This window comes from Corynebacterium aquilae DSM 44791, assembly GCF_001941445.1.
Classification (GTDB): Bacteria; Actinomycetota; Actinomycetes; order Mycobacteriales; family Mycobacteriaceae; genus Corynebacterium; species Corynebacterium aquilae.
The window spans coordinates 2,729,693-2,753,403 of sequence record NZ_CP009245.1; the positions used below are offsets into that span (position 1 = coordinate 2,729,693).

Below are 23,711 nucleotides of genomic sequence, written 5' to 3' on the forward strand. Positions count from 1 at the left end.
ACGTGAAACATAGCCACACACGCCCCACGCGTTACAACTGCCTGTTATCAGCTCTTTATTCTTCTTCACACGGATTGGTTTCCACCATGTCGCCACACCACCACACCCCACCCCGCGCGGACTACCCACGCGTCAACCAGCCGGCACCCCTTGCAGCAGATTCCGCCCTGCTTCAGCCCCTTAACGTCGGCAGTCTCACCCTGTCTAACCGCATCGTTTTCGCCCCACTGACCCGCATGCGCGCCGCCACCGACGGGGTACCCAACGACATGATGGCCACCTACTATGCCCAACGCAGCGATGTCGGACTCATCGTCACTGAGGGCACCTACCCCTCTCAGGCCGGCATGAAATACGTCCACGGCCCCGGCATTATCAACGGTGCCCAGCAGGCCGGGTGGAAAAAGGTTGCCGACGCCGTGCACAACCACGGCGGCACGATCGTGATGCAGCTGATGCACGCAGGTTTTTCCACCCACGAAAAAATCACCGGCGAAAAAGTCATCGCCGCCAGCGCCGTCGACCACGAAGGTTTCCTGCGCGATGCCGAGGGCAACGACGTGCACTACGAAACCCCTGAGCCAGTTGCGGCCGCCGACATCCCCGGCATCGTCGACGAGTTCGTCGCCGCGGCCACCCGCGCCCTTGACGCCGGGCTCGACGGGGTGGAAGTGCACTCCGCCAACGGATACCTGCTGCACCAATTCCTCTCCCCGCACACCAACCTGCGGGAAGACAACTACGGCGGCTCCCCCGCCGCGCGCGCCCGCCTTACAGCCGAGGTCACCCGCGCCATCGCCGACGCCGTCGGCGCCGACAAAGTCGGTATCCGGCTGAGCCCCGGCATCACCATGAGTGGTGTCACCGAAGACGACCCGGAGGATATCTACGCCACCTACCAGGCACTCATGAAAACCATCGCCCCACTGAAGCTGGCATATGTCTCCATCCTGCACCGCGACCCCAACGACAAAACCGTGGCCATGATTCGCGACAGCGCCCAAGCGCACGGCACCGCGGTATTCTTCAACGACTTCTCCTTCGGCCCCACCGCACGCCCCGAAGGCGTCGCCACCAACGTCGCCGCCCGCGCCGAGGAGCACTACGCCCACGGGGCCGGCGATGCGATCGCGATTGGCCGCATGGTCGGCGCAAACCCCAGCTTCGTGCACAAACTCACCCAGGGCCTAGCACTGAACGTGCCCGACCCCACGACCTTCTACACCCACGACGCCGCAGGCTACATCGACTACCCCTAAACACCTCACCCCAGCGCACGACAAAGCCCGCACCGCGAAGAAAGATTATTCTTTCGCAGTGCGGGCTTTGCCCAATGGCTTTATTGTGGCCGGGGTTTACCAGGCACCCATCACATCGAGCACGCGGCCCTTGGTGCGGTGCAGCTGATCAGTCCAGATACCCCAGTTGTGCACACCAGCCGGGATGTAATCCACGGTCGGGTTCAGTCCGGAAGCACGCGCCTTCATCTCCCAGGCGGCGGTGGAGTTACGGGCCATGTTCTCCAGGGCCCAACCCATCACCCGCGGGCCGAGCGGCAGACCCATATCGGCCGGGGTCCACAAACCGGTGGACGCAGAAACGTAAATGTCCTTGCCGCGCAGACCATCCATGTTCCAGAACGGGTCGTTCTCAAAACGGCGGGGGCTCAAAATAGAGGTGTACATCGAGTTGATGTTGAACCCGCCGGTATCAATCAGCGCCATGCGCAGCAGGGTCTGCATACCCGGCATGGTGGTGGTCAAGTAGCCGGAGAAGCTCAACACCTGCTGGAACTGCTGCGGGTGGCGGGCAGCCAAGTTCATCGCGGCAGTACCGCCCATGGACAAACCAGCAATGGAGTTGCGGTTCGGGTTCACCCCGAAGTTAGCCTGCAGGTAGGCGGGCAGCTCGGAGGTGAGGAAGGTTTCCCAGCGGTACAGCACCGGCGGGCCGGAAAAGGTCGCCGGGGCGTCCCAGTCGGTGTAGAAGGAACCAGCACCACCGATCGGCATGATCAGGTTGATGTTGGAATCCGCATAGGTCGCCGGGGCGTCCGCAAACATCGTCCAACCGGTCTGGTTGTCGTCGGCACGCATACCGTCGAGCAGGTAGAAACCAGCGTCACCGCCACGCCCGGAGGGCTGGATCAGCACCGGGATGCTGCGGTTCATCGCGGGAGACCACACGTCACACCGCTGCACCCAGTAGCCGGCGCCATCCCAGTCACAGTGGCCGGTAGCATCCGGGCGCAACCAATCGCGGTTGCCGGCGTGAGCTTCAGGGGCAGCCACGCTCAAAGCTGTTGCGGCAGCCACCGCGACAGCGGCGGCCTTCATGCCGATGCTGCGCAAGCGCTTTCGAAGGGACATTATTCTCCTCAACCGTTGGTGTACAGGCGGGTCATTAACAACATTTTCGAACAATCCTTTGCGCCGCCGTCAGCGGGGCAGAAGTATCGCACGAACGATGCACCTGCCTGGTACATCTCGCAATGAGACCGAATCGTTACCGTTTTAAGGTACACGGCCAGCGCACCTTAAGGCACCTTTTTGCCCCACCAGTCCCATCTGACCCATAAAAAACACCCCAGTCGGCCCTGCCACCGATAAAAAGCGCAAGCACTTTACGGTGGGAAAAAGGGGGCCGACTGGGGCAAATAACCTCTTTGGGCTAGCCGAAGGCGGGGATGACGTAGACCGCCATCGCGATACAGGCCAACCACAACAAGGCGAGTGCCTGCAGGGTGCGGTCGGACAAGGCAATCTCGTCCGGGGCGCCGCCCTCACCGCGGTCCACATCGGCGGCGTAACGCAGGATCGCCACAGTAAAGGGCACCATGGAAATCTGGTACCACACGCCCGCGCCGTCGACGATGGCGGCCTTAGACAGGTTGAAGCCCCACAGCGCGTAGCTCATCACCACGGCGGTGGCCGACAGGGTCCACACGAAACGCAGGTAGGTAGGCGTGTAGCCCTCCAGGGACTTGCGGATCTTCGCACCCGATTCCTGGGCGAGCAGGATTTCCGCATAGCGCTTACCGGAGGCCATAAACAGGGAACCAAAGGCTGCGACCAGTAGGAACCACTGGGACAAGGCGATACCACCGGCGACGCCGCCGGCCATGGTGCGCAGCATGAAACCACTGGACACCAAGGCAATGTCGATCACCGGCTGGTGCTTCCAGCCGAAGCAGTAGCCCAGCTGCAGGGCAATGTAGATCGCCATCACGATGGCCAGGTTCATGCCGCTGGTGGCCAGCAGGGATACCCCGATGCTGCCAATGATCAGCACCACAGCCATGATGTAGGCCAGGTTCACCGGCAGCACGCCGGCGGCGATCGGACGGAATCGTTTGGTGGGGTGCGCCCGGTCGGCCTCAACGTCGCGGGCGTCGTTGATCAGGTAGATAGCGGACGCGGCCATGCAGAACACGACGAAGGCGATAGCGACGTCGATCAAGGTGCGGTGGTGGAACAGCACCTCGCCGCCGGCGGCGGCCGGCGCTGCCAGCACGAGGACGTTTTTGACCCACTGCTTGGGGCGCAGCGCCTTGATCATGGCGTCGCCGAGATTCTTCGGCGGTTTCTTGCCGCTGGCGCTCGCATCGAGACCCGCTGTGTGGGGTTCGGAGCCTAAAAGTTGCTCGCTCACGCGAATTCCTTCTCTATCTTTTCGCTTGCCTTAACGACACCGACTGCGGTGAGGGCACCGAGTGCCGCGCCGCTGGCGACGTCTGTGGGGTAATGAACCCCGAGTACCATACGCGAAGCCATCATCACAGGCACACCGACAACCGGCCAGGGGGTTCGCAAAATCAGTGCGGTGGCCACCAGTGCGCCCGCCGTGGAGGTGGCGTGGCTGGACGGGAAACTGTGGTTACTGGGGGTGCTCACCCCGATGGTCAGCCGCGGGTCGTGGGGGCGGGGCCGGCGCACAATGCGCTTGACGACCACGCTTAACCCGTGGGACACGAAAGCGCTGGCGCCGACGGCTGCCCAGCCGGCACGACGCTTGCTGTCAAGCAGCATGCCCGCACCCGAAAGCGCGAACCAGCCCAGCGCGTGCTCCCCGAAATGGGACAGCCCGCGCGCCCCCATGAGGACATAGGGGTTGGTGCCGACGGCTTTTTGCAGGGCGAAAAGCAGGTCGGCTTCTTTGTCGGTGGTGTTAAGAGCCATTGCCGAAGATCCGTTCCCAAGCCGCGAGGCTTGTCAGGTCCTTGTGTGCCGCGCGGTAGCGCTGCTGCATTTCATCGAAGCGGTCCAGCACTTCCTTCTGCAGCTTGAAGGATTCGGTGGCCAGCTCGCGGGCCTTGTCGCGGTCGCGCTTGCGGTAGACCACGCCCCGCCCATCGGCGGTGGTGACGGTGGCACCGTCCACACGCGACAGGCTAAACCAGCGCGCCTCGATGGGGGCGAAGTTCGCCTGGGGTGCCTCGTGGTGCTCGTCGTTGTGGCTCGACAGGGAGTGCTTGAGTCCCTTGAGCAGCCACATGCCCTTCTTGATGGGGGCAAGGCGGCCGCCGATGTCCTTGGTGGGCACCCCCGGCGCGCCGGTGGGTTTGGGCAGGTCAGCTGCGGTGGGCAGGACGACTGCGTCGGGGTAGTTTTTGCGCATGGCGTTGATGCGCGGCAGGGAGGTTTCGAGGACGTCGAAGAGCTGCTCGGGGCCGGCGAGGAAGTCTTTCATCGCTTCGTTTTGGATGGCGACGGTGGAGTATTCGAGGCAGAGCAGGTGTTTGAAGGTGGCTTTGGCCATGGATTTGACGATGCCTTTGGCGTCGCCGTCGTGGTCGATGGCGGCGACGATGAGGCGGTTGCGCAGGTGGAAGTATGCCTGCCAGTCGATGGCGTCGTCTTTGTCGGACCAGGCCATGTGCCAGATGGCGATGCCGGGCCAGGTGGCGGTGGGGTATCCGGCTTTGCCGGCGCGCAGGCCGTATTCGGCGTCGTCCCACTTGATGAACAGCGGGAGGGGTTGGCCGATTTCTTGGGCGACGTGGCGGGGGATCATGCACATCCACCAGCCGTTGTAGTCGACGTCGATGCGGCGGTGGAGGTCGCGGGAGTCCTTGACGTCCGGGTCCTTTGAGGTGTTGTTTTTGTAGCTCAAAGGCATTTCGGAGAAGTCGTGGTCGTAGTGGACGTGCGGTGCGGAGGTCCACATGAAGCTGCCGCGGTCGATGACTTCGCCCATGGAGTGCAGGTGACTGCGCTCTTGGAGGTTGAGCATTTGGCCGCCGATGAGCATGGGGGTTTTGGCGTAGCGGGCGGCCTGGAGGGCGCGCAGGACGCTGTCGGGCTCGATGGCGATGTCGTCATCCATGTACAGGATGTAGGGGGATTCGGCTTTTCCGGCCTCGCCGGTGCCGTCGGGCCCGCCGAGGGCTTCGTACATGATGCGGGAGTAGCCGCCGGAGCCGCCGAGGTTGCCTTGGCGGAATTCGAAGAATCGCTTGCCGAAGTGAGCGACGGCTTCCTGGTAGCCGGGTTCGTCTGCGGGGTGCTTGTTGCCCTGGTCAGGCATGATGACGGTGTCGATGATGGCGTCGACGGCCGCGTCGCTGGCGAGTGCTTCGAGGGCGGCGACGGCGTCGGCTGGGCGGTTGAAGGTGGGGATGCCGACGGTGACGCGCTTGTCGAAGGGGCCGACGGTGCCGCCGTCGGGCAGGACCTGGGGGCCGGGGGCGGCGGGGGCGTACCAGCCGGCGGATTTCAGGTCGACGTCGGTTTCTGCGGTGATGTCGAACCAGTACCAGCCGCCGTCTTCGAAGGGGGCGAGGTCGAGGACGAATTCGGCCACCCCGTTGTTGGTGGTGTCGCTGAGGTCTTGTCCGCCGCAGCCGATGCGGGATCCGTCGATCTTGGAGCGGTAGACCTCGACGCGTGCTTGGCCGGTGATTTCGACGCGCAGCACGACCTGGTTCAGCTGGGACCAGCGGCGCCAGTAGGAGGCGGGGAAGGCGTTGAAGTAGGTCTGGAAACTGACTTCTGCGCCTGCGGGGATGTGCGCGGTGGTGCGGCTATCCCAGCTAGAGCGTGGGGTTCCGTCGGTTTCTAGCAGGTACAGGGAGCGCACATCGTGCGGTTCGCCGGCGCGCGGAAGTAGCACGCGTTGCAGTTGCTCGACAGCCTGAGTAGTAGTCACCTAGGTCCCTTCTAACGACCTTACTTTTCTTCGTGACCTGCACGTGTTTCCTGCCGTGAAAAGGTGGCTGGATGCTTTTGTGCGGGTCGTGTGCATCCCACCACCAAGGATTGTTGGCGCCGTGTGGGCTGCGGGCTGTTCACCATATATATGGTGTGCTGCCGGCAGTCCACGTGGCCGGTGGGTGCACTATTGACGCAACCAGCCTAGTAGTGCGGTGGCGTGTGGGTGTCACCCCACGCCCTTAAAGGGTGTGTGAAATTACTGTGAGTCGACTCATCGCGTGCGGTGCCATCGGGTTCTGCGGGGTCTTTTCACCACAGATGCCCGGCGGTTGTGTGGTCAACCAGCCGGGCATGTGGTGGTGCACCGTGAGCGGTGATGTATCGGGGTGTTAGCTCGCGAGGCGGGCGCCGATGCGGCTACCGGCCATGGTGTCGCCCATGCCTTCGAACATCCAGGCATACTTTTTGCGTTTCTTGTGCTTGACGGCGTTGCGGAACCACGGGTGGCTGGTGTCGCATTCATTGGAGGAGATGAAGCGGATGGCGTTCCACATCGCCACCTGTTCGGGGATGTGGAGGCCTTGTGCGCCAACGCCGGGGATCCATCGCTTGTGGCCGAGGAACCAGTGGCCGGGGTCTGCGATGGGCAGACTGTCGATGGTGTCGGCGCCTGCGACGGCCTTGTGGTCGAAGACGTCGTCGTAGACGATGCCCCAGATCTGCCCGCCTTTGCGGGTATGAAGAAACTCGTCGGCGAAATCTTCTCCATCAAAGTGTGCGCTGGCAATTGTGCTGAGGTGCTGGCCGGCCTCGCGGGCAATCCTCAAGTATTCGCTGGTGAAGTCGGGCGAGTTTGCCTTTTCCTGCAGTGTGTCGAGTTGGCTGGCCAGTTCGCGCAGCGCGGCGTTGTCGCCCTTCGAGGCTCCTGGGACGTTGGATTCTGTGACAGTGAGCAGGGACATGCGGAGTTCGCCGGCGGCGGTTTTGCGCGCGAACTCTTCGCCGTTGTCGATGGCCTCGATCCACTCCAACGCGCGCCGAATCATCAGGTACTCGGTTCCGTCTTGAACCAGCGGACCCTTGAATTCGCCGCCGCTCTTTGTGCCCTTGGTGAGGGGGAAAATGAGGGGGTTGACTGTTCTGATGTTGAGCAGTGTGCGTCGTGGGGGAAGGTCACCGTAGGCGCGCATGCGCTCGCAGAGTGCCTCCCAGTGCCGCAGTTGTTCCTTGGAGACGAACTCTTCTGGCAGTGCTCGCAGCTGTGCGTCCATCTCGTCCATCTGCTCTAGGAATTCCTGTCGGTGGCGCACGAAGGTGGAGTAGGTTTTGCCCACCCAAAACCATCGTGCGGGGAGTACGGCCACGTAAATGACCAACAAGAGCAGGGCCACGCAGGACAAGGCGATGGCAGCTGGATGGTCGGAGACTTTAGCCACCACTTCCATCAGTTTGAACCCGAGTAAGAGGCCGACGATAACGCCAGCAATGGCTCCGAGTCCAGTAGTGAATCCATGCGGTGTGGTGAGTTTCGGTTTGACGAACTCAGCGCGCGTGAAAACGCTTGGGCGATTATGAAGCGTAACTTGTGACATACCTCTCAACATAGTGATTTCCCGCGGGGCTTTAAAGGCTAAAACCGCATACTTTTTGCCTTCCCACGCCTGGGCCCCTTTGCAGTGTTCACGGCGCACCCCATCGGGCGGCATGGTCGCCATGCACCGCGACACCTGGCCATGTAGCCCGAATGCAGCATGCATTCTTCGCGCGCAGCATGGACTCCGACCTGGTGTTTTCCAGATTCACCAGTTTCACAACAATTTTGCTCCGTGGGGCACTGTTCGCGGGCTCCACGCCCCACCATCCGACACGCCTGCAGCACCCGGCGCCCGAGAATCTCGGATGTCGGGTGCTGCACGGTGGGGTGTCAACGTCTAGGTGCCTTTGACGTTGAGCACCTGGCGCAAGGTGTGGACGACCTCCACGAGCGGGGCGGCGTCTTCCATCACCTGGTCGATGTCCTTGTAGGCGTCCGGAATTTCGTCCACCCATTCATCGCCATGGCGGTAGACGATGCCGGCCATACGGCGATCGAGGTCGCCGGCGGTGAAGGCTTTTTTGGCCTCCGTGCGACTCATCCGCCGCCCCGCGCCGTGGGGTGCCGATCGCAGCGCCTCGGCATTGCCTTTGCCACGCACGACGTAGGAGCGCGTACCCATGGAACCGGGGATCAGCGCCGGGGTGCCAGCGTCTGCCAACACCGCACCTTTGCGGGTCAACCACACGGTCTGCCCGTAGTGATCTTCCGGCACGGTGTAGTTGTGGTGGCAGTTGATGCGCTGTTCTTCCACAATGTCTTCGCCGACGAAGTCGGCCAAGCAGTCGCGGAAGCGATCCATCATTTCCTCGCGGTTTAAGTAGGCGAAGCGCTGCGCCCACGCAAGGTCTGCGAGGTAGGAATCGAACTCGGGCGTGCCCTCGGTGAGGTAGGCAAGATCCTTGCTGGCCAGTTTCACGCCCGCATCACGCACCTGCTTCTTCGCGGCGTTGATGTGTTTGCGCGCGATCTTGTTGCCCACACCCCGGGAGCCGGAGTGCAGGAACATCCACACGTGGTCTTCTTCGTCGAGGCAGAGCTCGATGAAGTGGTTGCCGCCGCCCAGGCTGCCGAGCTGCTGCCGCCACTTCGGGGAGTGGCTCAGATCCACACCCGTGTCTTTGGCGAGTGCGTCGAGTTCCCGGCAGCGCGCATCGGCGGTGCCCTCGATGTGCCAGGAGTTGTAGTTTCCCGGGCTCAAGGGGATGGCCGCCTCAATGGCATCCCTAAGGGCAACCAAGTCTTTGCCTGCAAGATCTGCGGCCCGGAGGTGGGTTCTCACCCCGATCATTCCGCAGCCTATGTCGACGCCAACGGCCGCCGGGATGATGGCCCCTTTGGTGCCGAAGACGGTGCCGACGGAGCTTCCCATGCCGTAGTGCGCGTCGGGCATGAGCGCGACGTGCGGGTAGATAAACGGCAGGGAGGCGGTCATCTGTGCCTGCTCTAGGACTTGGTCCTCGATGAGGCTGGCAAAGTTCTTGATTTCTTTCGCGGACATGGTGTGTCCCCTTTCGTGGGTTGTGAAGTGGTTGTTTGTTTTTTCGCAAACCCTTTGGCTTTACCCCACGCGGCAAAAGGTGCGCGGGATAGTGCGGGATAGTGGGGCGCGATTCCCGGGTGCGGGATAACCAGTTCACAAAAGGGGATTTTTTTAAGACATCTCGCGGGGGCATCTATGCCGCCTGTTTGCGCGAGGATCCTGGGCCGGTGGCCAGCGTGGTGGCGGTGTGGCTGCCAGGTGATATTTGTCGTTTGTGTCCCGTATGCGCGCTGGTCATCCAGCGCGCGGGGGCCTGGATGAGCGCTATGTCTCCTGCAGTTGCTGCAGCACAAATTCAGCACACAGCTGCTGCTGGTGCAGATATGACTGCTTGCGTGACATAGCTTTTGGCTCCTTGAAACCAGGCGAAAAACGAACAAATTACTTGGACTTAGGCGCCACGATTGCCCGCCACACCACATCCATGGGTGTGTTTCGGGGCTGGCGCCTAGTTACCAAGCAGTACAGGCAACCCGGTTATCTCGTCAACACCTGCCCCGATATTCCTTTACCCCCGACTGTATGAGACGAAATGCTACAGGCTATGTGTTTATCGCCCCGGCAGCCCAGCGCATTTAGGGCACGCGGCAGCGGTGAGGCCGGAGGTTCGTGACCACACGATCTCCTCCCCTGCTGTGAGCGCAGTTTCACCGCGATTTCCCCTTGATGACCTGAGTTTTTCGTGCTGGTGTCTGTTGTTGTTTACGGGCTTCCACCACGAAAGCGGCACTGCAAAAAGATGCAACGACGACCCGGCGCGCCCGCTTGCCTTCAGCGCCGGTGGCGCACGCTGTTATACGTTGCGGCGCGAGGCGGGGATGGAGGCAGAAAAAATACCCCCGAAGGAGGTGTCCTTCGAGGGTGTTGACTGCGGAGTTAGCTGCGGGATTGGAAGACCCAGTTGCGCTGGAGGAGGAAGTTCAGCACGGTGGCGACTGCTTGGGAGAAGAACCAGGCGAGGAACATGTACATCGGCCCGTGGTAGATGTTGCGGACGATGGCGTCCACGCCGACGGCGGCGATGAAGCAGAACACGTAGCTTAGGGCCGCGCGGGTCATTTCTGCGCGGGTGCGCTCCCCGGAGAAGGTGAAAAAGGAGTTGAGGAAGTACGCGCAGGTGGAGCCCAGGATGTAGGAGCCGCCGCGGGCCAGCATGGGGCTGACCACGTGCAGCAGCAGGGTGCGGGATCCGTAGTCGACGCAGGCGCTGACAATGCCGACGAGCACGAAGCGGACAAGCTGCTTGGTCAGGCCTTTGAGCGGGTTGCGGGTAAACCGTGCCTTGCGCGCGGACAGAATCTTTTTCACTTAACTCACCTGGTTTTCTTCAGTGGTGTTCACCAGGGCTGCTTGTTGCCGAGCAGTCGTGGGAGCAAAAACTTCGCCGATGTGGCTCGCAGGCTCATCCTAGAGCAGGTCTTTGAGCTTGTTGTCCCACATACTCAGGGCGGAGGCAATCGCCATGTGCATGTCGAGGTACTGGTAGGTGCCCAGGCGGCCGCCGAAGTAGACCTTGTTGTTGGCGGTTTCTTCCTCCGCGCGCTGGCGGTAGGCCAACAGCTTTTCGCGATCTTCGGGGGTGTTGATCGGGTAGTAGGGCTCGTCTTCACCTTCGGCGAAGCGGGAGTATTCCTTCATGATGACCGTCTTGTCCTTGGGGTAGGACTCGGCGCGCTCCGGGTGGAAGTGGCGGAACTCGTGGATGCGGGTGTAGTCGACGTCGGCGTCGTTGTAGTTCATCACCGGGGTGCCCTGGAAGTCGGGGATGTTGAGCACTTCGGTGTCGAAGTCGAGGGTGCGCCAGCCGAGTTTGCCTTCCGCGTAGTCGAAGTACCGGTCGAGCGGCCCGGTGTAGACCACCGGGGCATCGGGGCTGTCGGCGCGCAGCTGCTCGCGGACCGCGAAGTAGTCGGTGTTCAGGCGCACCTCAATGTTGGGGCTGTCTGCCATGTTGTTCAGCCAGGCGGCGTAGCCGTCGGTGGGCAGACCCTCGTAGGTGTCGTTGAAGTAGCGGTTGTCGAAGTTGTAGCGCACCGGCAGGCGGGTGATGTTGGCGGCGGGCAGTTCCTTGGGGTCGGTCTGCCACTGCTTGGCGGTGTAGTCGCGGATGAACGCCTCGTAGAGGGGCCGGCCAATCAGCGAGATGGCCTTTTCTTCCAGGTTGGTGGCGTCCTCAGTATCGATTTCGGCGGCCTGCTCGGCAATAAGCGCCTTGGCTTCCTCGGGGCTGTAGTACTTGCCGAAGAACTGGGCGATCAGCCCCAGGCCCATGGGGAACTGGTAGGCCTGGCCGTTGTGCATGGCGAAGACGCGGTGCTGGTAGTTGGTGAAGGTGGTGAACTTGTTGACGTAATCCCACACGCGCTTGTTGGAGGTGTGGAACAGGTGGGCGCCGTATTTGTGGACCTCGATGCCGGTTTCGGGCTCGGCTTCGGAGTAGGCGTTGCCACCGAGGTGGCTGCGCTTTTCGACGATGAGGACGCGTTTGCCGGCGTCGGCGGCGCGTTCCGCGATGGTGAGGCCGAACAGCCCGGATCCAACAACAATGAGGTCGTAAGTCATAACCACCAAGCTAACACGCCCCAGGTGTGCTGCTGCCTGGCTACACGCCCAGGCACGAGGGTTGGTGCCGGCTGTGAGCCGGAAGTTTTTGCCCCGGGGTGGTGGGGGTTTATGGCGCAGCCACTTTGGGCAGCTCTACACCGGAGCTCATCGGGGCGAAGCTGCACCGGGGTTGGGGCTTTAGGCCTAAAGGCCGGGGTTGGGCTTTTTGGGGTCGGGGGTTGGGGCGGGCGGGCGTGCTGTGAGGGCGTTGGGTGGGGCGAGTGTGGGACTGTGCGCGGGGGATTGCTTGGGCATTGCTCGGGCGTTAGTTGGGCGTTGGTTCGGGGATTGTATGGGGATTGTGTGGGGGTTGGGTGGGCGTGAAGGCTGAAGAAAAACTCACGACACAACCCAAATCACACTAGACAACAATCTTTTCACTGATACCATGTGTCACAGTCCTTAACTAGAACCACAGGGAGTTTTTGTGTTCACTCGCCACCGACGCCGGCTCGCCGGCACCACCCGGCGGCCCGTCGCTGCCACCCTCGCGGTCACCGCACTGGCAGCTGCAGCAGGCGTTTCCTACGTCGCTACCACCCCGGAGCCGACCAACACCTTCGTCGTCACCGACGGTGAAGATGTCGCACCCGTCGACGCCACCATCGAGCAAACCTCCTTCGCCGACGGCGCCTCCGTCGTCGTCGACGATCCAGCGATCGTGTCCCAGGGCGAAGCCCCCGGACCGAAGGCCGTCCGCGAATTCACCCGCGAGAACCCCTTCTCCATGTTCGCGCTGACCTGGACCTCCGATCACGACATCGCCGCCTTCTTCCGCGCGCAGCAGGCCGACGGCTCCTGGTCGCCGTGGTACGACGCGGAAACCCTCAGCGAGAAGGAAAGCACCACCACCCAGGGCACCGAGCCGATCTACGTGGCCCCGACCACCCGCATCCAGGTGTCCACCACCGGTGTCGACGCGGCTGAGCCGCCGGCCGACCTCAACGCCGTGTTCATCGACGGCAACGAGCAGGCCGGCCCCGAGATCGAACTGACCGCCGACTCCGACGGGCTGACCCGCGTGGTCTCCCGCAAGGGCTGGGGCGCCAACGAATCCCTGCGTTGCCAAAACCCCACCATCGATGATGGCGTCTCCGCCATCACCATCCACCACACCGCCGGCTCCAACGACTACACCAAGTCGCAGGCCAAGAGCATCATGCGTGGCATCTACCAGTACCACGCCCAAACCCTGGGCTGGTGCGATGTGGGATACAACGCGCTGGTTGATAAGTGGGGCACCATTTACGAAGGCCGCGCCGGCGGCCTGAACCGTGCCGTGCAAGGCGCCCACGCCGGTGGCTTCAACGAAAACACCTGGGGTATCTCCATGATGGGCGACTACTCCACCGTGCAGCCCTCTGCCGCCACCATCAAAGCCGTCGGCGAGCTCGCCGGCTGGCGCGCCTACGTGGCCGGCTTCGATCCCACCGGATACGACACCCACATCTCCGAAGGCACCCGCTACACCAAGTACCCGCAGGGCACCTCGGTCACGCTGCCGAACATCTTCGCCCACCGCGACGTCGGCCTGACCACCTGCCCCGGCGACGCCGGCTACAGCCACATGGGTGAGATCCGCCAGATCGCGAAGAAGAAGTTCGACGCCCTCTCGGCCGGTACCGACGTCTCCACCCCCGGAAACTCGGTCACCACCCCGCCGACAACCTCGGACAGCACCAGCCCGGGCACCAAGGACCTGACCACCGTCACCCCGGACACCCCCGGCGGCACCAAAGACGACGAGCTCAACGACAGCGCCCTGTCCAAGGTGGTGGGCTCCAGCGTGTCCGCCTCCAGCGAAGACAACGCCCCCGCCGCCACCAACACCGGCACCGGCAACACCGAGGCCGACCTGAAAGACATGGTCGACACCCTCAAAACCGCCATCGATGCCGCCCAGCGCATCGAAGAAGCCACCCGCCCCTACCGCCAATAGCGGCCAGATAAGCCCCTGGCCGAAAACATTGTCGGCCACGGCCTTTTGAAAGCTCGGGACAACAGCGCACCCCTACCGCGCCTGTTGTCCCGAGCTTTTTGCATAAACCCCTCCCCTTACAACCCCACCACACCCCGCCCTGCACCTGTCGCACACCCCGCACACACCAGCCACAACAGCAACCACAACAGCAGTCACGCACCGGCCACACACCAGTCACACACCCATCACATACCCGGCACACACCTCCCCCACTACCCCACTACCCAACTACCCCAGAGCTCGGTGGGGGCGAGTCGGCAGGGTTATGTGGTTTGGAAGCGGACGGGCTTTTCTAAGAACTCGTGGCGGGAAACCAGCGCTCCAGCACCCGCGCCACACCATCCTCATCATTGGTGGCGGTGACCTCGTTGGCGCACTGTTTAACGATGTCGGGGGCGTTTCCCATGGCCACACCCCAGCCGGCCCAGGTAAGCATTTCGCAATCGTTGGGCATATCCCCAAAGCAGGCGACTTCCTGCCGGCTGGCACCGATCAGCGATGCCAGCTCCCGCACCCCGACCTCCTTAGTCACGCCGGGAGCTGCGACCTCAACCAGACCGTCGCCAAAGCTGTAGGTGACATGGGCCAGATCCTGAGGGATGTTAGGGCCGATGAGTGCGAACATCTCCGCAGAAGACAAGCTGGTGCTGCGCAGCAGCAGCTTGATGGCGGGCGTGCCGAAAAGTTCGGCCTCCTCCTGGATGCCATGCTCCACGGACTCCCACGCGTGGTCATAGTCAGGGGCGGTGGCAAATAGGTTGCTGGCGTCCTCAAAAGCGCTCGTTCCGGCGCGCTCCACGGCGAAGCCGACACCGCCATGATCGGCGAAGGTATCCCGGGCAATGGCCGCAATCTGGTGCAGCACCGTCGGCTCTAATGCGCGGGTGGACAGGATGGTGTCGGTGGCGGAGTCGTACAGGATCGCCCCGTTGGCGCACACACAGGTGGGCCGCACGTTGAGCTGTTCCAGCACGGGAAAGATCCAGCGGGGTGGCCTTCCGGTGGCCAGCGCCAGCACGGTGCCGGCGCGGGTCATGCGGGCAATGACCTGCCGGGTGCGGGCGCTGATGCGCTCCTGGGAGTTAATCAGGGTGCCGTCGACGTCGGTGGCGACCAGAAGGGGGGCGTCGGCGCTGGGGGTGAGGGTGGGGACGACCGCGCTCACTTGGTGTCGTTCCCGTCGCCGGGGTGCTCCTCTGGGGTGGCATCGCTTTCGGCGCGGCGAAGTTGTTCGCGCTCGATAATGTCGGCGAGGAACATCGATACCCCGTCGCAGTCGACCGGGCTGGTGACCCATTTGGCGTTGTTGATCAACTCCGCGTCACCGCGCCCCATGGCAACACCGGTACCAACCAGGTCGAGCATCTCCACATCGTTGCGCATGTCACCGAAGGCGATGACCCGGCCGGGCTTGATGTTGTGTTCCTCCAGCAGCCACTTCAGGCTGCTGCCCTTGTTCACGCCGGCCGGCATGATTTCGGCGTAGCCGTAGGAGGCGGAAAAGCTCGCGGTGGCAGCCACGTCGGCGCTGGCGAGTTCTTCGGCCAGGGCGGCGGCAATTGCGGGGGCCGGAGCTTCGGCACTGACGGTGAATTTGACGGCCTGGCCGGCAACCCGGTGGGCGTGGATGCTCATCTCGCCCAGGGCGGTGCCATGGGCCGCCACGCGGGCTGCGTTGAAGGCCTCCACCACCGCATGGGCGGTGCCCTCATCGAAACTGCGGTCGTAGACGATGGCGGTGGAGGCGTTGTCGGCGCTGAGCGCCTCCCCCTCGTCCAGCAGGCTGGTGTCAACAACCAGGGCACCGTTGGCGGCGATGACGGTGGGCCGGAAGGGGATCTGGCTCAAGATCGTGTCGAGTTCTTCCGGGGCACGCCCGGTGGCCAGGAACACGTCGACGTCGAGGCTGCGCAGCTGCTTGAAGGTGGCAATGGCTTGCTCCCGCACCACGCCGTTTTCGGCGATGGTGCCGTCAATATCGGTGACTACCGCCTCGGGCAGCTTGTGTACTCGGCTGCTGACGCGGTGGGGCAGGCGATCGCGGATCTGCTTGGCTTCTGCGATCAGCTGGTTGAGGGCATCGGTGCTAGCCTGCGGGACGGTCGCGGGGATTTGGGCGGCGAGCTCCTTGAGCCGCTCGCCGGCGGCGGACAGCTTGGCCGCGCCTTCCTTCGCGCCGCTGGCCGCATCGTCGGCGAGCTGCTCCAGCATGCTGCGGGTGGTGGCCGCCGTGGCGGCCGCCTGGTTGGCGGTGGTCTCGGCGGATTGCACGACCAGTTCCTTGGAAGTGGTCGAGATGCTGGCAACGGTGGCGGCGACCTTGTCGGCCAAAGCTTCTAGGTCGTCGCGCAGCTGGCGCACGCGCCGGCGCTCGGCGACGATTTCGTCGTCGAGCTTTTGGGCTTCCTCCAGGGTCAGGGCGCTACCGCCGAAGCGGGCGGGAATCCATTCCGCCCCTTCGGGCAAGGGCCCGTGGCGCTTGGCGTAGCGATCCCACAGGTTGGTCAGGCCCTCTGCCATGATGTGCCGCAGCTGCATGGTGGCATCGTTGATGTCGATGTCTTTCGGCGGCATCCACTGGGGCAGCACATCGATTTCGATCGGGGTGTTGGAGCGCCCCAGGTGCTTAGTGCCCCACTTGGGCCACACCCGCTGGGAGCCGATGAGGATCACGGGCACGATGGGCACGCCGGCCTCCAAGGCCATGCGCACCGCGCCGGTGCGCAGCTTCTTGATCTCCAAGCTGCGCGAGACGGTGCCTTCGGGGAAAATGCCAACCAGCTCGCCGTCTTTGAGATTGCGGACCGCTTCCCGGTAGGACTGCTCAGTATCGATGCGATCGACGGGGATGTGGCCCATGCCCCGCATGACGGGACCACCGATGGGGTTTTTCCACACTTCCGCTTTCGCCATAAAGCGCACCACGCGGCGCTGCTGCTCCCAGAAGGGGATGCCCACGTAGGTGAAGTCGAGATAGCCGGTGTGGTTGGCAACGACGACCGCGCCACCCGTGGGGAGGTTCTCGGTGCCGGTGATGTTAAACCGCAGGCCTTGGGCCTTGAAAACGCCGCGGACGAAGCGGATGACGGTGTGGTAAAAACGGTCGCTGCGCATGTGCCTTACCTTACATGAGCTTTCGGTTAACACTTTCGCTTCGCGTCGAAAAATGTCTGAGCTCACGCGCCGCACACCACGCCCGCGCCCAGTCGACCACCAGGCCGGATGCGGCACAGTCATGCGCTTTTAGCCAAGTGGTATCCGCTGTCGCAGACACCGGGGCGATCGTCTATTTGGCCGGGAAGACGGCATATTTATCCGACACCTTCACTCTCATAAACGGCGCCCGACCGATACCTGTGACCCAATTCACCATCGCTAAAATCACCCCCATTTAGGCCACAGAAACATCACCCGGCCCGCCCATTTTTCGCCCCCATTGGGGGTGAAACACCCCAACGGGTCAGGTGGGTACAGACAAACCCACCCGCCCCACCTTCCACTTGCAAAGTGACCCACAGCACCTGAATTTCGTTTCGTGACGTGCGATACATCGCATTTGATAGCCTGGCTTCATTGCCCCCGAATTGGGGCACCACGCACCGGCGCTGAGGACACAGGCCCCAGGCCACGCCCCCTAAACCGGTGCACCACAGATACATCCCACCATCGGCGAAAAAGACCAGCCCCACGGATTTCTACCACCGCGCCTGGTTACCCCGCCGACGCATTCCATCCGAGAAGGTCAACACTGTCATGACTCACGCACACCACCAGGGATACCTCGCCCCCAGCGCAGCCTTGAACAAGGAACAACAGGAAAAGGCCTGGGAGGACTTCGGCACCGAGCACTACGACGTCGTCATCATCGGCGGCGGCTCCGTCGGCGCGGGCGCAGCCCTCGACGCCGCCACCCGTGGCCTGAAAGTCGCAGTCGTCGAAACCCGCGACTTCGCCGGCGGCACCTCCTCCCGCTCCTCCAAGATGTTCCACGGCGGCCTGCGCTACCTGGCCATGCTGGACTTCAAACTCGTCGCAGAATCCCTGCGTGAGCGCGAGCTGTCCATGTCCACCCTGGCACCCCACCTGGTCAAGCCACTGAAGTTCGTCTTCCCGCTGACCCACCGCGTCTGGGAGCGCCCCTACATGGCCTCCGGCTTCATGCTCTATGACCTCATGGGCGGCGCGAAGACCGTGCCGATGCAAAAGCACCTCACCCGCAAGGGCACCCTGAAGCTCGCTGGCGGCCTGAAAGAAGACGCCCTCGTCGGCGGCGTCCGCTACTTCGACACCCTCGTCGACGACGCCCGCCACACCATGATGGTGCTGCGCACCGCCGCCCACTTCGGCGCCACCATCCGCCCCTCCACCCAGGTCACCGGGTTCGAAAAAGACGGCAGCCGCGTCACCGGCGCCCACCTCGTCGACACCGACACCGGCCGCACCACCACCATCCACGGCCACGTCTTCGTCAACGCCACCGGCATCTGGAACGACGAGCTGCAAAACCTCGCCGGTGTTACCGGCAAGTTCAAGGTCCACACCTCCAAGGGCGTACACATCGTCGTGCCGAAGGACGTCCTCGAAGGCGAAGTCGCCATGACCTTCGTGACCGAAAAGTCCGTCCTGTTCGTCATCCCCTGGGGCGAATACTGGATCATCGGCACCACCGACACCGACTGGAAACTCAACCTGGCCAACCCGGCCGCCACCAAGGAAGACATCGAGTACATCCTCGACCACGTCAACGCCAAGGTGAAGCGCCAAATCCGTCCCGAAGACATCGTTGGTGTGTACTCCGGCCTGCGCCCCCTGCTCGAGGGCTCCTCCGACTCCACCACCAACCTGTCCCGCAACCACGCCGTCGCCCGCGTCGCCCCCGGCATGGTCTCCGTCGCCGGCGGCAAGTACACCACCTACCGCGTCATCGGTAAGGACGCCATCGACGCCGCCGTCCAGGACGTGCCGAAGAAGGTGCCCGAATCCGTCACCACCCAGGTGCCGCTGCTCGGCGCCGACGGCTACCACGCACTGGCCAACAAGGTTCCGGCCCTGGCCGAAGAACTCGGCCTCAGCCGCGTCCAGGTCGAACACCTCCTCGGCCGCTACGGCTCCCTGATGTTCGAGGTTCTCGCAGAAGCCAAGGACAAGCCCGAACTGCTCAAGCCGGTGCCCGGCGCCGAGGCCTACCTGCTGGCAGAAGTCGCCTACGCCGTCACCCACGAAGGTGCCATCCACCTCGACGACGTACTCAGCCGCCGCCTGCGCATCACCATGGAATACGGCCACCGCGGCATCGAATGCGCCCAGCCCGTCGCCGAGCTCATGGCCCAGTACCTCGACTGGGACCAGGCCCGCATCGACGAAGAAGTCCGCATCTTCACCGAGTTCACCGAAGCAGCCCTGGCCGCCGAAAAGGAACTCACCGACCAGGCCGCCAACAGCATCGCAGCTAAGGCACCCTATGCCCGCAAGAACATCGACCTGACGCAGGACCGCTAAACCGTCAACCTGCGCCCGGCCGACGCGGGCCACCACGCGTACCGCACCCCCCCTTTTCCCGCGGTACGCGTGGTCTCGCATACCCACATCCGCCCCACACCGGGGCACCCCAGGTGTCTTCAGGCCACGCCACCTAAGCCCACCCAGGCAACCGGCCATGCCCCACAGCACCAGCCCACACACCCAACCGCCACCACCGGCGACCAACCCAACAACCAAGAATCGGGGTGACACGTCCACATGGATCAACTCACTGGAATGTCTGTCTTCGGCTGGGAGTTTCTAGGAACTGCCCTACTCCTGCTATTCGGCAACGGCGTGTGCGCAGCCAACGGCCTGCGCACCTCCGGGGCCCGCAACACCGGCTGGCTGATCATCGCCTTCGGCTGGGGATTCGCCGTGTTCATCGGCGCCTCCGTCGCCGACGTGTCCGGCGGCCACCTCAACCCGGCCGTCACCCTGGGCCTAGCCATCAACGGCTCCACCTCCTGGAACCTGGTGCCCTACTACATCGCCGGCCAACTCCTCGGAGCCTTCACCGGCGCTGTGCTGGCATGGGCCGCCTTCAAGCAACTCTTTGACGCCAACAACGTCGACGAGGCCGGCAACGTCACCGGCGACAACGCCGGCACCGGCGGCATGTTCTTCACCGGCCCCGCCCACGGAAACAACTTCTGGAACGCCGTCACCGAGTTCATCGCCACCTACGCCCTGCTGGCCTTCATCCTCTTCGGCCCCGGCGGCGGCGAACTCGGCCCCATGAAGTACCTGGCGGTGTCCTTCATCGTCGTCGGTATCGGCATGTCCCTCGGCTCGCCCACCGGCTACGCCATCAACCCCGCCCGCGACCTCGGCCCCCGCCTCGCCTACGCCTTCGCACTGCCGATCCCCGGCAAGGGAGACGCCAACTGGGGCTACGCCTGGGTTCCGATCGTCGCTCCCCTGCTGGGTGCCGCAGCCGCCGGCCTGACCGCCGTGGTCCTGCTCTAACCCACACCACACACCCCAAGGTGGCCGGGCAATCCCCAAATGATTGCCCAAAACCACCCCACAACACGCAGCAATCACTGCACAATAGATTTCATCAACGACGCACCATCGATTAACCCGGTGGGGCGCCAAGCCACGAGAAAACACGAGGTTTTCCCATGACCCAGTACATTGCCTCCATCGACCAGGGCACCACCTCCACCCGCTGCATCCTGTTCACCAAGGAAGGCGACATCCACAAGGTCGCCCAGTTCGAGCACGAGCAGATCTTCCCCCAGAAGGGTTGGGTCGAGCACGACCCCATGGAAATCTGGGAGAACACCCGCCGCGCCGTCGGCGAGGTCATCGCCCAGGCCGACACCACCCCCTCCGACATCCTCGCCGTCGGCATCACCAACCAGCGTGAAACCACCGTGGTGTGGGACAAGAACACCGGCGAGCCGGTGTACAACGCCATCGTCTGGCAAGACACCCGCACCATGAAGATCTGCGACGAGATCGCAGGCGAGGACGGCCCGGAGAAGTACCGCGAAAAGACCGGCCTGTTCATCAACTCCTACCCCTCCGCACCGAAAATCAAGTGGATCCTCGACAACGTCGACGGCGCCCGCGAGCGCGCCGAGGCCGGCGATTTGCTGTTCGGCACCATCGACACCTGGCTTTTGTGGAACCTCACCGGCGGCGCAGAGGGCGACAACGGTGAGCCGGCACTGCACTGCACCGACGTCACCAACGCCTCCCGCACCCTGCTGATGGACATCAACACCCTGCAGTGGGATGAGCAGCTGTGCGCCGACATGGGCATTCCGATGTCGATGCTGCCGAAGATCTGCCCCTCGGTCGGCGACTTCCGCACCATCCGCGCCCGCGGCTCCCTGCCGGGTGTGCCGATCCGTGGCATCCTCGGCGACCAGCAGGCCGCCATGTTCGGCCAGGCCTGCTTCAAAAACGGCGACGCCAAAAACACCTACGGCACCGGCCTGTTCATGCTGCTGAACACCGGCACCAAGCCGAAGTTCTCCGAGCACGGCATGCTCACCACCGTCTGCTACCAGATCGAGGGCCAAAAGCCCGTGTACGCACTGGAAGGCTCCGTCGCAGTCGGCGGCTCCCTGGTGCAGTGGCTGCGCGACAACCTGCAGCTCATCCCGAACGCACCCTCCATTGAGAACCTCGCCCGCGAGGTACCGGACAACGGTGGCGTGTACATCGTGCCGGCATTCTCCGGCCTGTTCGCCCCGCGCTGGCGTCCGGATGCCCGCGGCGCCATCGTCGGCCTGACCCGCTTCGCCAACCGCAAGCACCTGGCCCGCGCCGTGCTGGAAGCCACCGCATACCAGACCCGCGAGGTCGCCGAAGCTATGGTTGGTGACTCCGGCGTGGAAATCAACAGCCTCAAGGTCGACGGCGGCATGGTGTACAACGAGCTGCTCATGCAGTTCCAGGCAGACATGCTCGGCACCGACGTGGTGCGCCCCCGCATCACCGAGACCACCGCCCTGGGTGCTGCCTACGCCGCAGGCCTGTCCATCGGCTTCTGGGATTCCCTGGAAGTACTGCAGGACCAGAACAGCGTCGACAAGGTGTGGCACCCCACCATGCCGGAAGAAGAGCGCGCCAAGCTGTACCACGACTGGAACCGCGCCGTGGAGCGCACCTACGCGTGGGAGGAAGGCGAGGACTAATCCCCTCCCCCTAACGTATAAAGACTCCACGCAGTCTTAAGCACCCAAAGGGCCGGGCCCCGTTGGTTGGTTCACCACAGTGAACCCCATAAGGCCCGGCCTTTTGCTGACTTGGGGCAGCACCGCGAAAGACTCAGCGCAGGTGAGCACACAGGCTCACTCATTGTGCCAACACAGCGAACCCCCAAAACAGTCGAAACCCCGACACCACCACCTTCTGCCCCACTGCAAAGGGCGAAAGTCGGTGTCGGGGTTTGCGCGTGAAACCTGGGTGGTCTTACTTGATGGGCTCCAGGATCTCCTTGCCCACGAACGGGCGCAGCGCCTCAGGAACCACCACAGAGCCATCGGCTAGCTGGTTGTTCTCCAGGATGGCTACCAGCCAGCGGGTGGTGGCCAAGGTGCCGTTCAGGGTGGCGCACACCTGCGGCTTGCCGTTCTCGTCGCGGTAACGCACCTGCAGGCGGCGAGCCTGGAAGGTGGTGCAGTTAGACGTGGAGGTGAGCTCACGGTAGGTGTTCTGGGTGGGAACCCACGCCTCGGTGTCGAACTTGCGGGCAGCAGAGGAGCCCAGATCGCCACCGGCAACATCGATGATGCGGTAGGGAACGTTGACGGCACCGAGCATGTCGCGCTCCATGTCGAGCAGACGCTGGTGCTCAGCGGCGGCATCTTCCGGCTTGCAGTAGGAGAACATCTCCACCTTATCGAACTGGTGCACACGCAAAATGCCGCGGGTGTCCTTACCGTAGGAACCGGCCTCGCGACGGAAGCAGGAGGACCAGCCGGCGTAGCGCTTCGGGCCTGCAGACAGGTCAATAATTTCACCCTGGTGGTAGCCGGCCAACGCCACCTCGGAGGTACCGACCAGGTACAGCTCGTCTTCGGGCAGGTAGTAAATCTCATCGGAGTGGGCGCCGAGGAAGCCGGTGCCCGCCATCGCCTCGGGGCGCACCAGCACCGGGGGAACCATCAGCTGGAAGCCAGCCTGACGGGCCTTCACCGCAGCCAGGTTCAGCATGGCCAGCTGCAGGAACGCGCCGTCGCCGGTGAGGAAGTAGAAACGGGCGCCGGAGACTTTGGTGCCGCGCTCCATGTCGATAAGACCCAGGGACTCACCCAGCTCCAGGTGATCCTTCGGCTCAAAGTCGAAGGTGGGCGGGGTACCGACGTGCTCGAGGACGACGAAGTCGTCTTCGCCGCCGGCGGGCGCACCCTCGACAACGTTGCCGATCAGGTACTGCAGACGCTCCACCTCAGCGGCAGCAGCCTTCTCATCGGCTTCTGCCTGCTTGACCTTTTCCTTCAGCTCGTTGGAGCCCTCCAGAAGTGCCGGGCGATCTTCAGGCGCAGCCTGTCCGATCTTCTTGCCGAATGCCTTTTGCTCAGCGCGCAGTTCATCGGCCTGGGCGATAGAGCTACGACGGGATTCGTCGGCTGCCAGCAGCTGGTCAACCAGTGCCGGGTCTTCGCCGCGGGTGCGCTGGGATTCGCGCACAACGTCAGGATTGGCTCGCAAGAATTTCAGATCGATCATGTGCACAAACTTTACCCGCTGAAGTTCACCGACCTAAACAACCAGGGGTAAAAACTCCCACCGTGTCCGCACACCAATCACCCACCCCCCACATCCCATGCCCCCGCGCCCCACAAGCCATGCCCA

At 63.4% G+C, this 23,711-nt stretch carries 15 protein-coding genes and 1 pseudogene; 5 read left to right on the forward strand and 11 right to left on the reverse strand.

Annotated features, from left to right (window positions below; all coding sequences use genetic code 11):
• Positions 1 to 86 precede the first annotated feature (86 nt).
• On the forward strand, positions 87 to 1,259 hold the full coding sequence (locus tag CAQU_RS11545) for an oxidoreductase (protein WP_084563083.1): 1,173 nt from the start codon (positions 87 to 89) through the stop codon (positions 1,257 to 1,259).
• Between the two features lie 96 nt (positions 1,260 to 1,355).
• Here the strand turns inward: CAQU_RS11545 and CAQU_RS11550 are convergent, their stop codons facing one another.
• From CAQU_RS11550 to glf, 8 genes are all read right to left on the reverse strand, one after another.
• Positions 1,356 to 2,369: an alpha/beta hydrolase gene (locus tag CAQU_RS11550; protein ID WP_075727909.1), complete on the reverse strand. Its 1,014-nt coding sequence runs from the start codon at positions 2,367 to 2,369 to the stop codon at positions 1,356 to 1,358.
• Positions 2,370 to 2,670: 301 nt separating this feature from the next.
• Positions 2,671 to 3,651, reverse strand: a complete 981-nt coding sequence (locus CAQU_RS11555; RefSeq protein ID WP_211276116.1) for a decaprenyl-phosphate phosphoribosyltransferase — start codon at positions 3,649 to 3,651, stop codon at positions 2,671 to 2,673.
• The gene (locus tag CAQU_RS11560) at positions 3,648 to 4,178 is read right to left on the reverse strand and encodes a phosphatase PAP2 family protein (RefSeq protein ID WP_075727912.1); all 531 of its coding nucleotides are present in this window, start codon (positions 4,176 to 4,178) and stop codon (positions 3,648 to 3,650) included. Before CAQU_RS11560 ends, CAQU_RS11555 begins: the two co-directional genes overlap by 4 nt.
• Positions 4,168 to 6,147: a glycosyltransferase gene (locus tag CAQU_RS11565; RefSeq protein ID WP_075727914.1), complete on the reverse strand. Its 1,980-nt coding sequence runs from the start codon at positions 6,145 to 6,147 to the stop codon at positions 4,168 to 4,170. Before CAQU_RS11565 ends, CAQU_RS11560 begins: the two co-directional genes overlap by 11 nt.
• 394 nt (positions 6,148 to 6,541) lie before the next feature.
• Complete coding sequence (locus CAQU_RS11570; RefSeq protein WP_157109010.1) at positions 6,542 to 7,588, reverse strand: hypothetical protein; 1,047 nt, start codon at positions 7,586 to 7,588, stop codon at positions 6,542 to 6,544.
• A 495-nt stretch (positions 7,589 to 8,083) separates the two neighbouring features.
• Positions 8,084 to 9,247 (reverse strand): RtcB family protein, encoded by a 1,164-nt coding sequence (locus CAQU_RS11575; RefSeq protein ID WP_075727918.1) that lies wholly within the window; start codon positions 9,245 to 9,247, stop codon positions 8,084 to 8,086.
• 918 nt (positions 9,248 to 10,165) lie between these two features.
• Positions 10,166 to 10,597, reverse strand: a complete 432-nt coding sequence (locus CAQU_RS11580) for a GtrA family protein (protein ID WP_245797267.1) — start codon at positions 10,595 to 10,597, stop codon at positions 10,166 to 10,168.
• Positions 10,598 to 10,696: 99 nt separating this feature from the next.
• On the reverse strand, positions 10,697 to 11,851 hold the full coding sequence (gene glf, locus CAQU_RS11585) for a UDP-galactopyranose mutase (protein WP_075727920.1): 1,155 nt from the start codon (positions 11,849 to 11,851) through the stop codon (positions 10,697 to 10,699).
• Positions 11,852 to 12,629: 778 nt separating this feature from the next.
• Here glf and CAQU_RS13320 point away from each other — a divergent pair.
• A pseudogene (locus CAQU_RS13320) lies at positions 12,630 to 13,580 on the forward strand (peptidoglycan recognition protein family protein); the annotation flags it as partial.
• 586 nt (positions 13,581 to 14,166) lie between these two features.
• Here CAQU_RS13320 and CAQU_RS11595 read toward each other — a convergent pair.
• Together CAQU_RS11595 and CAQU_RS11600 are read right to left on the reverse strand one after the other, a co-directional pair.
• Positions 14,167 to 15,039 (reverse strand): HAD family hydrolase, encoded by an 873-nt coding sequence (locus CAQU_RS11595; RefSeq protein WP_075727924.1) that lies wholly within the window; start codon positions 15,037 to 15,039, stop codon positions 14,167 to 14,169.
• The gene (locus CAQU_RS11600; protein ID WP_075727926.1) at positions 15,036 to 16,988 is read right to left on the reverse strand and encodes an HAD-IIB family hydrolase; all 1,953 of its coding nucleotides are present in this window, start codon (positions 16,986 to 16,988) and stop codon (positions 15,036 to 15,038) included. The genes CAQU_RS11595 and CAQU_RS11600 overlap by 4 nt, the downstream gene beginning before the upstream one ends.
• Positions 16,989 to 17,627: 639 nt before the next feature.
• On the opposite strand from CAQU_RS11600, the gene CAQU_RS11605 reads away from it, so the two are divergent.
• The 3 genes from CAQU_RS11605 to glpK all read left to right on the forward strand — a co-directional run bounded on the left by CAQU_RS11605 (position 17,628) and on the right by glpK (position 22,048).
• Complete coding sequence (locus CAQU_RS11605; protein WP_075727928.1) at positions 17,628 to 19,373, forward strand: glycerol-3-phosphate dehydrogenase/oxidase; 1,746 nt, start codon at positions 17,628 to 17,630, stop codon at positions 19,371 to 19,373.
• Positions 19,374 to 19,613: 240 nt separating this feature from the next.
• Positions 19,614 to 20,363, forward strand: coding sequence for an MIP/aquaporin family protein (locus tag CAQU_RS11610; RefSeq protein WP_075727930.1), 750 nt, complete (start codon positions 19,614 to 19,616; stop codon positions 20,361 to 20,363).
• Positions 20,364 to 20,521: 158 nt separating this feature from the next.
• Positions 20,522 to 22,048, forward strand: coding sequence for a glycerol kinase GlpK (gene glpK / locus CAQU_RS11615; protein ID WP_075727932.1), 1,527 nt, complete (start codon positions 20,522 to 20,524; stop codon positions 22,046 to 22,048).
• A 277-nt stretch (positions 22,049 to 22,325) separates the two neighbouring features.
• Here glpK and serS read toward each other — a convergent pair whose 3' ends face one another.
• On the reverse strand, positions 22,326 to 23,585 hold the full coding sequence (gene serS / locus CAQU_RS11620; RefSeq protein WP_075727934.1) for a serine--tRNA ligase: 1,260 nt from the start codon (positions 23,583 to 23,585) through the stop codon (positions 22,326 to 22,328).
• Positions 23,586 to 23,711: the final 126 nt, after the last annotated feature.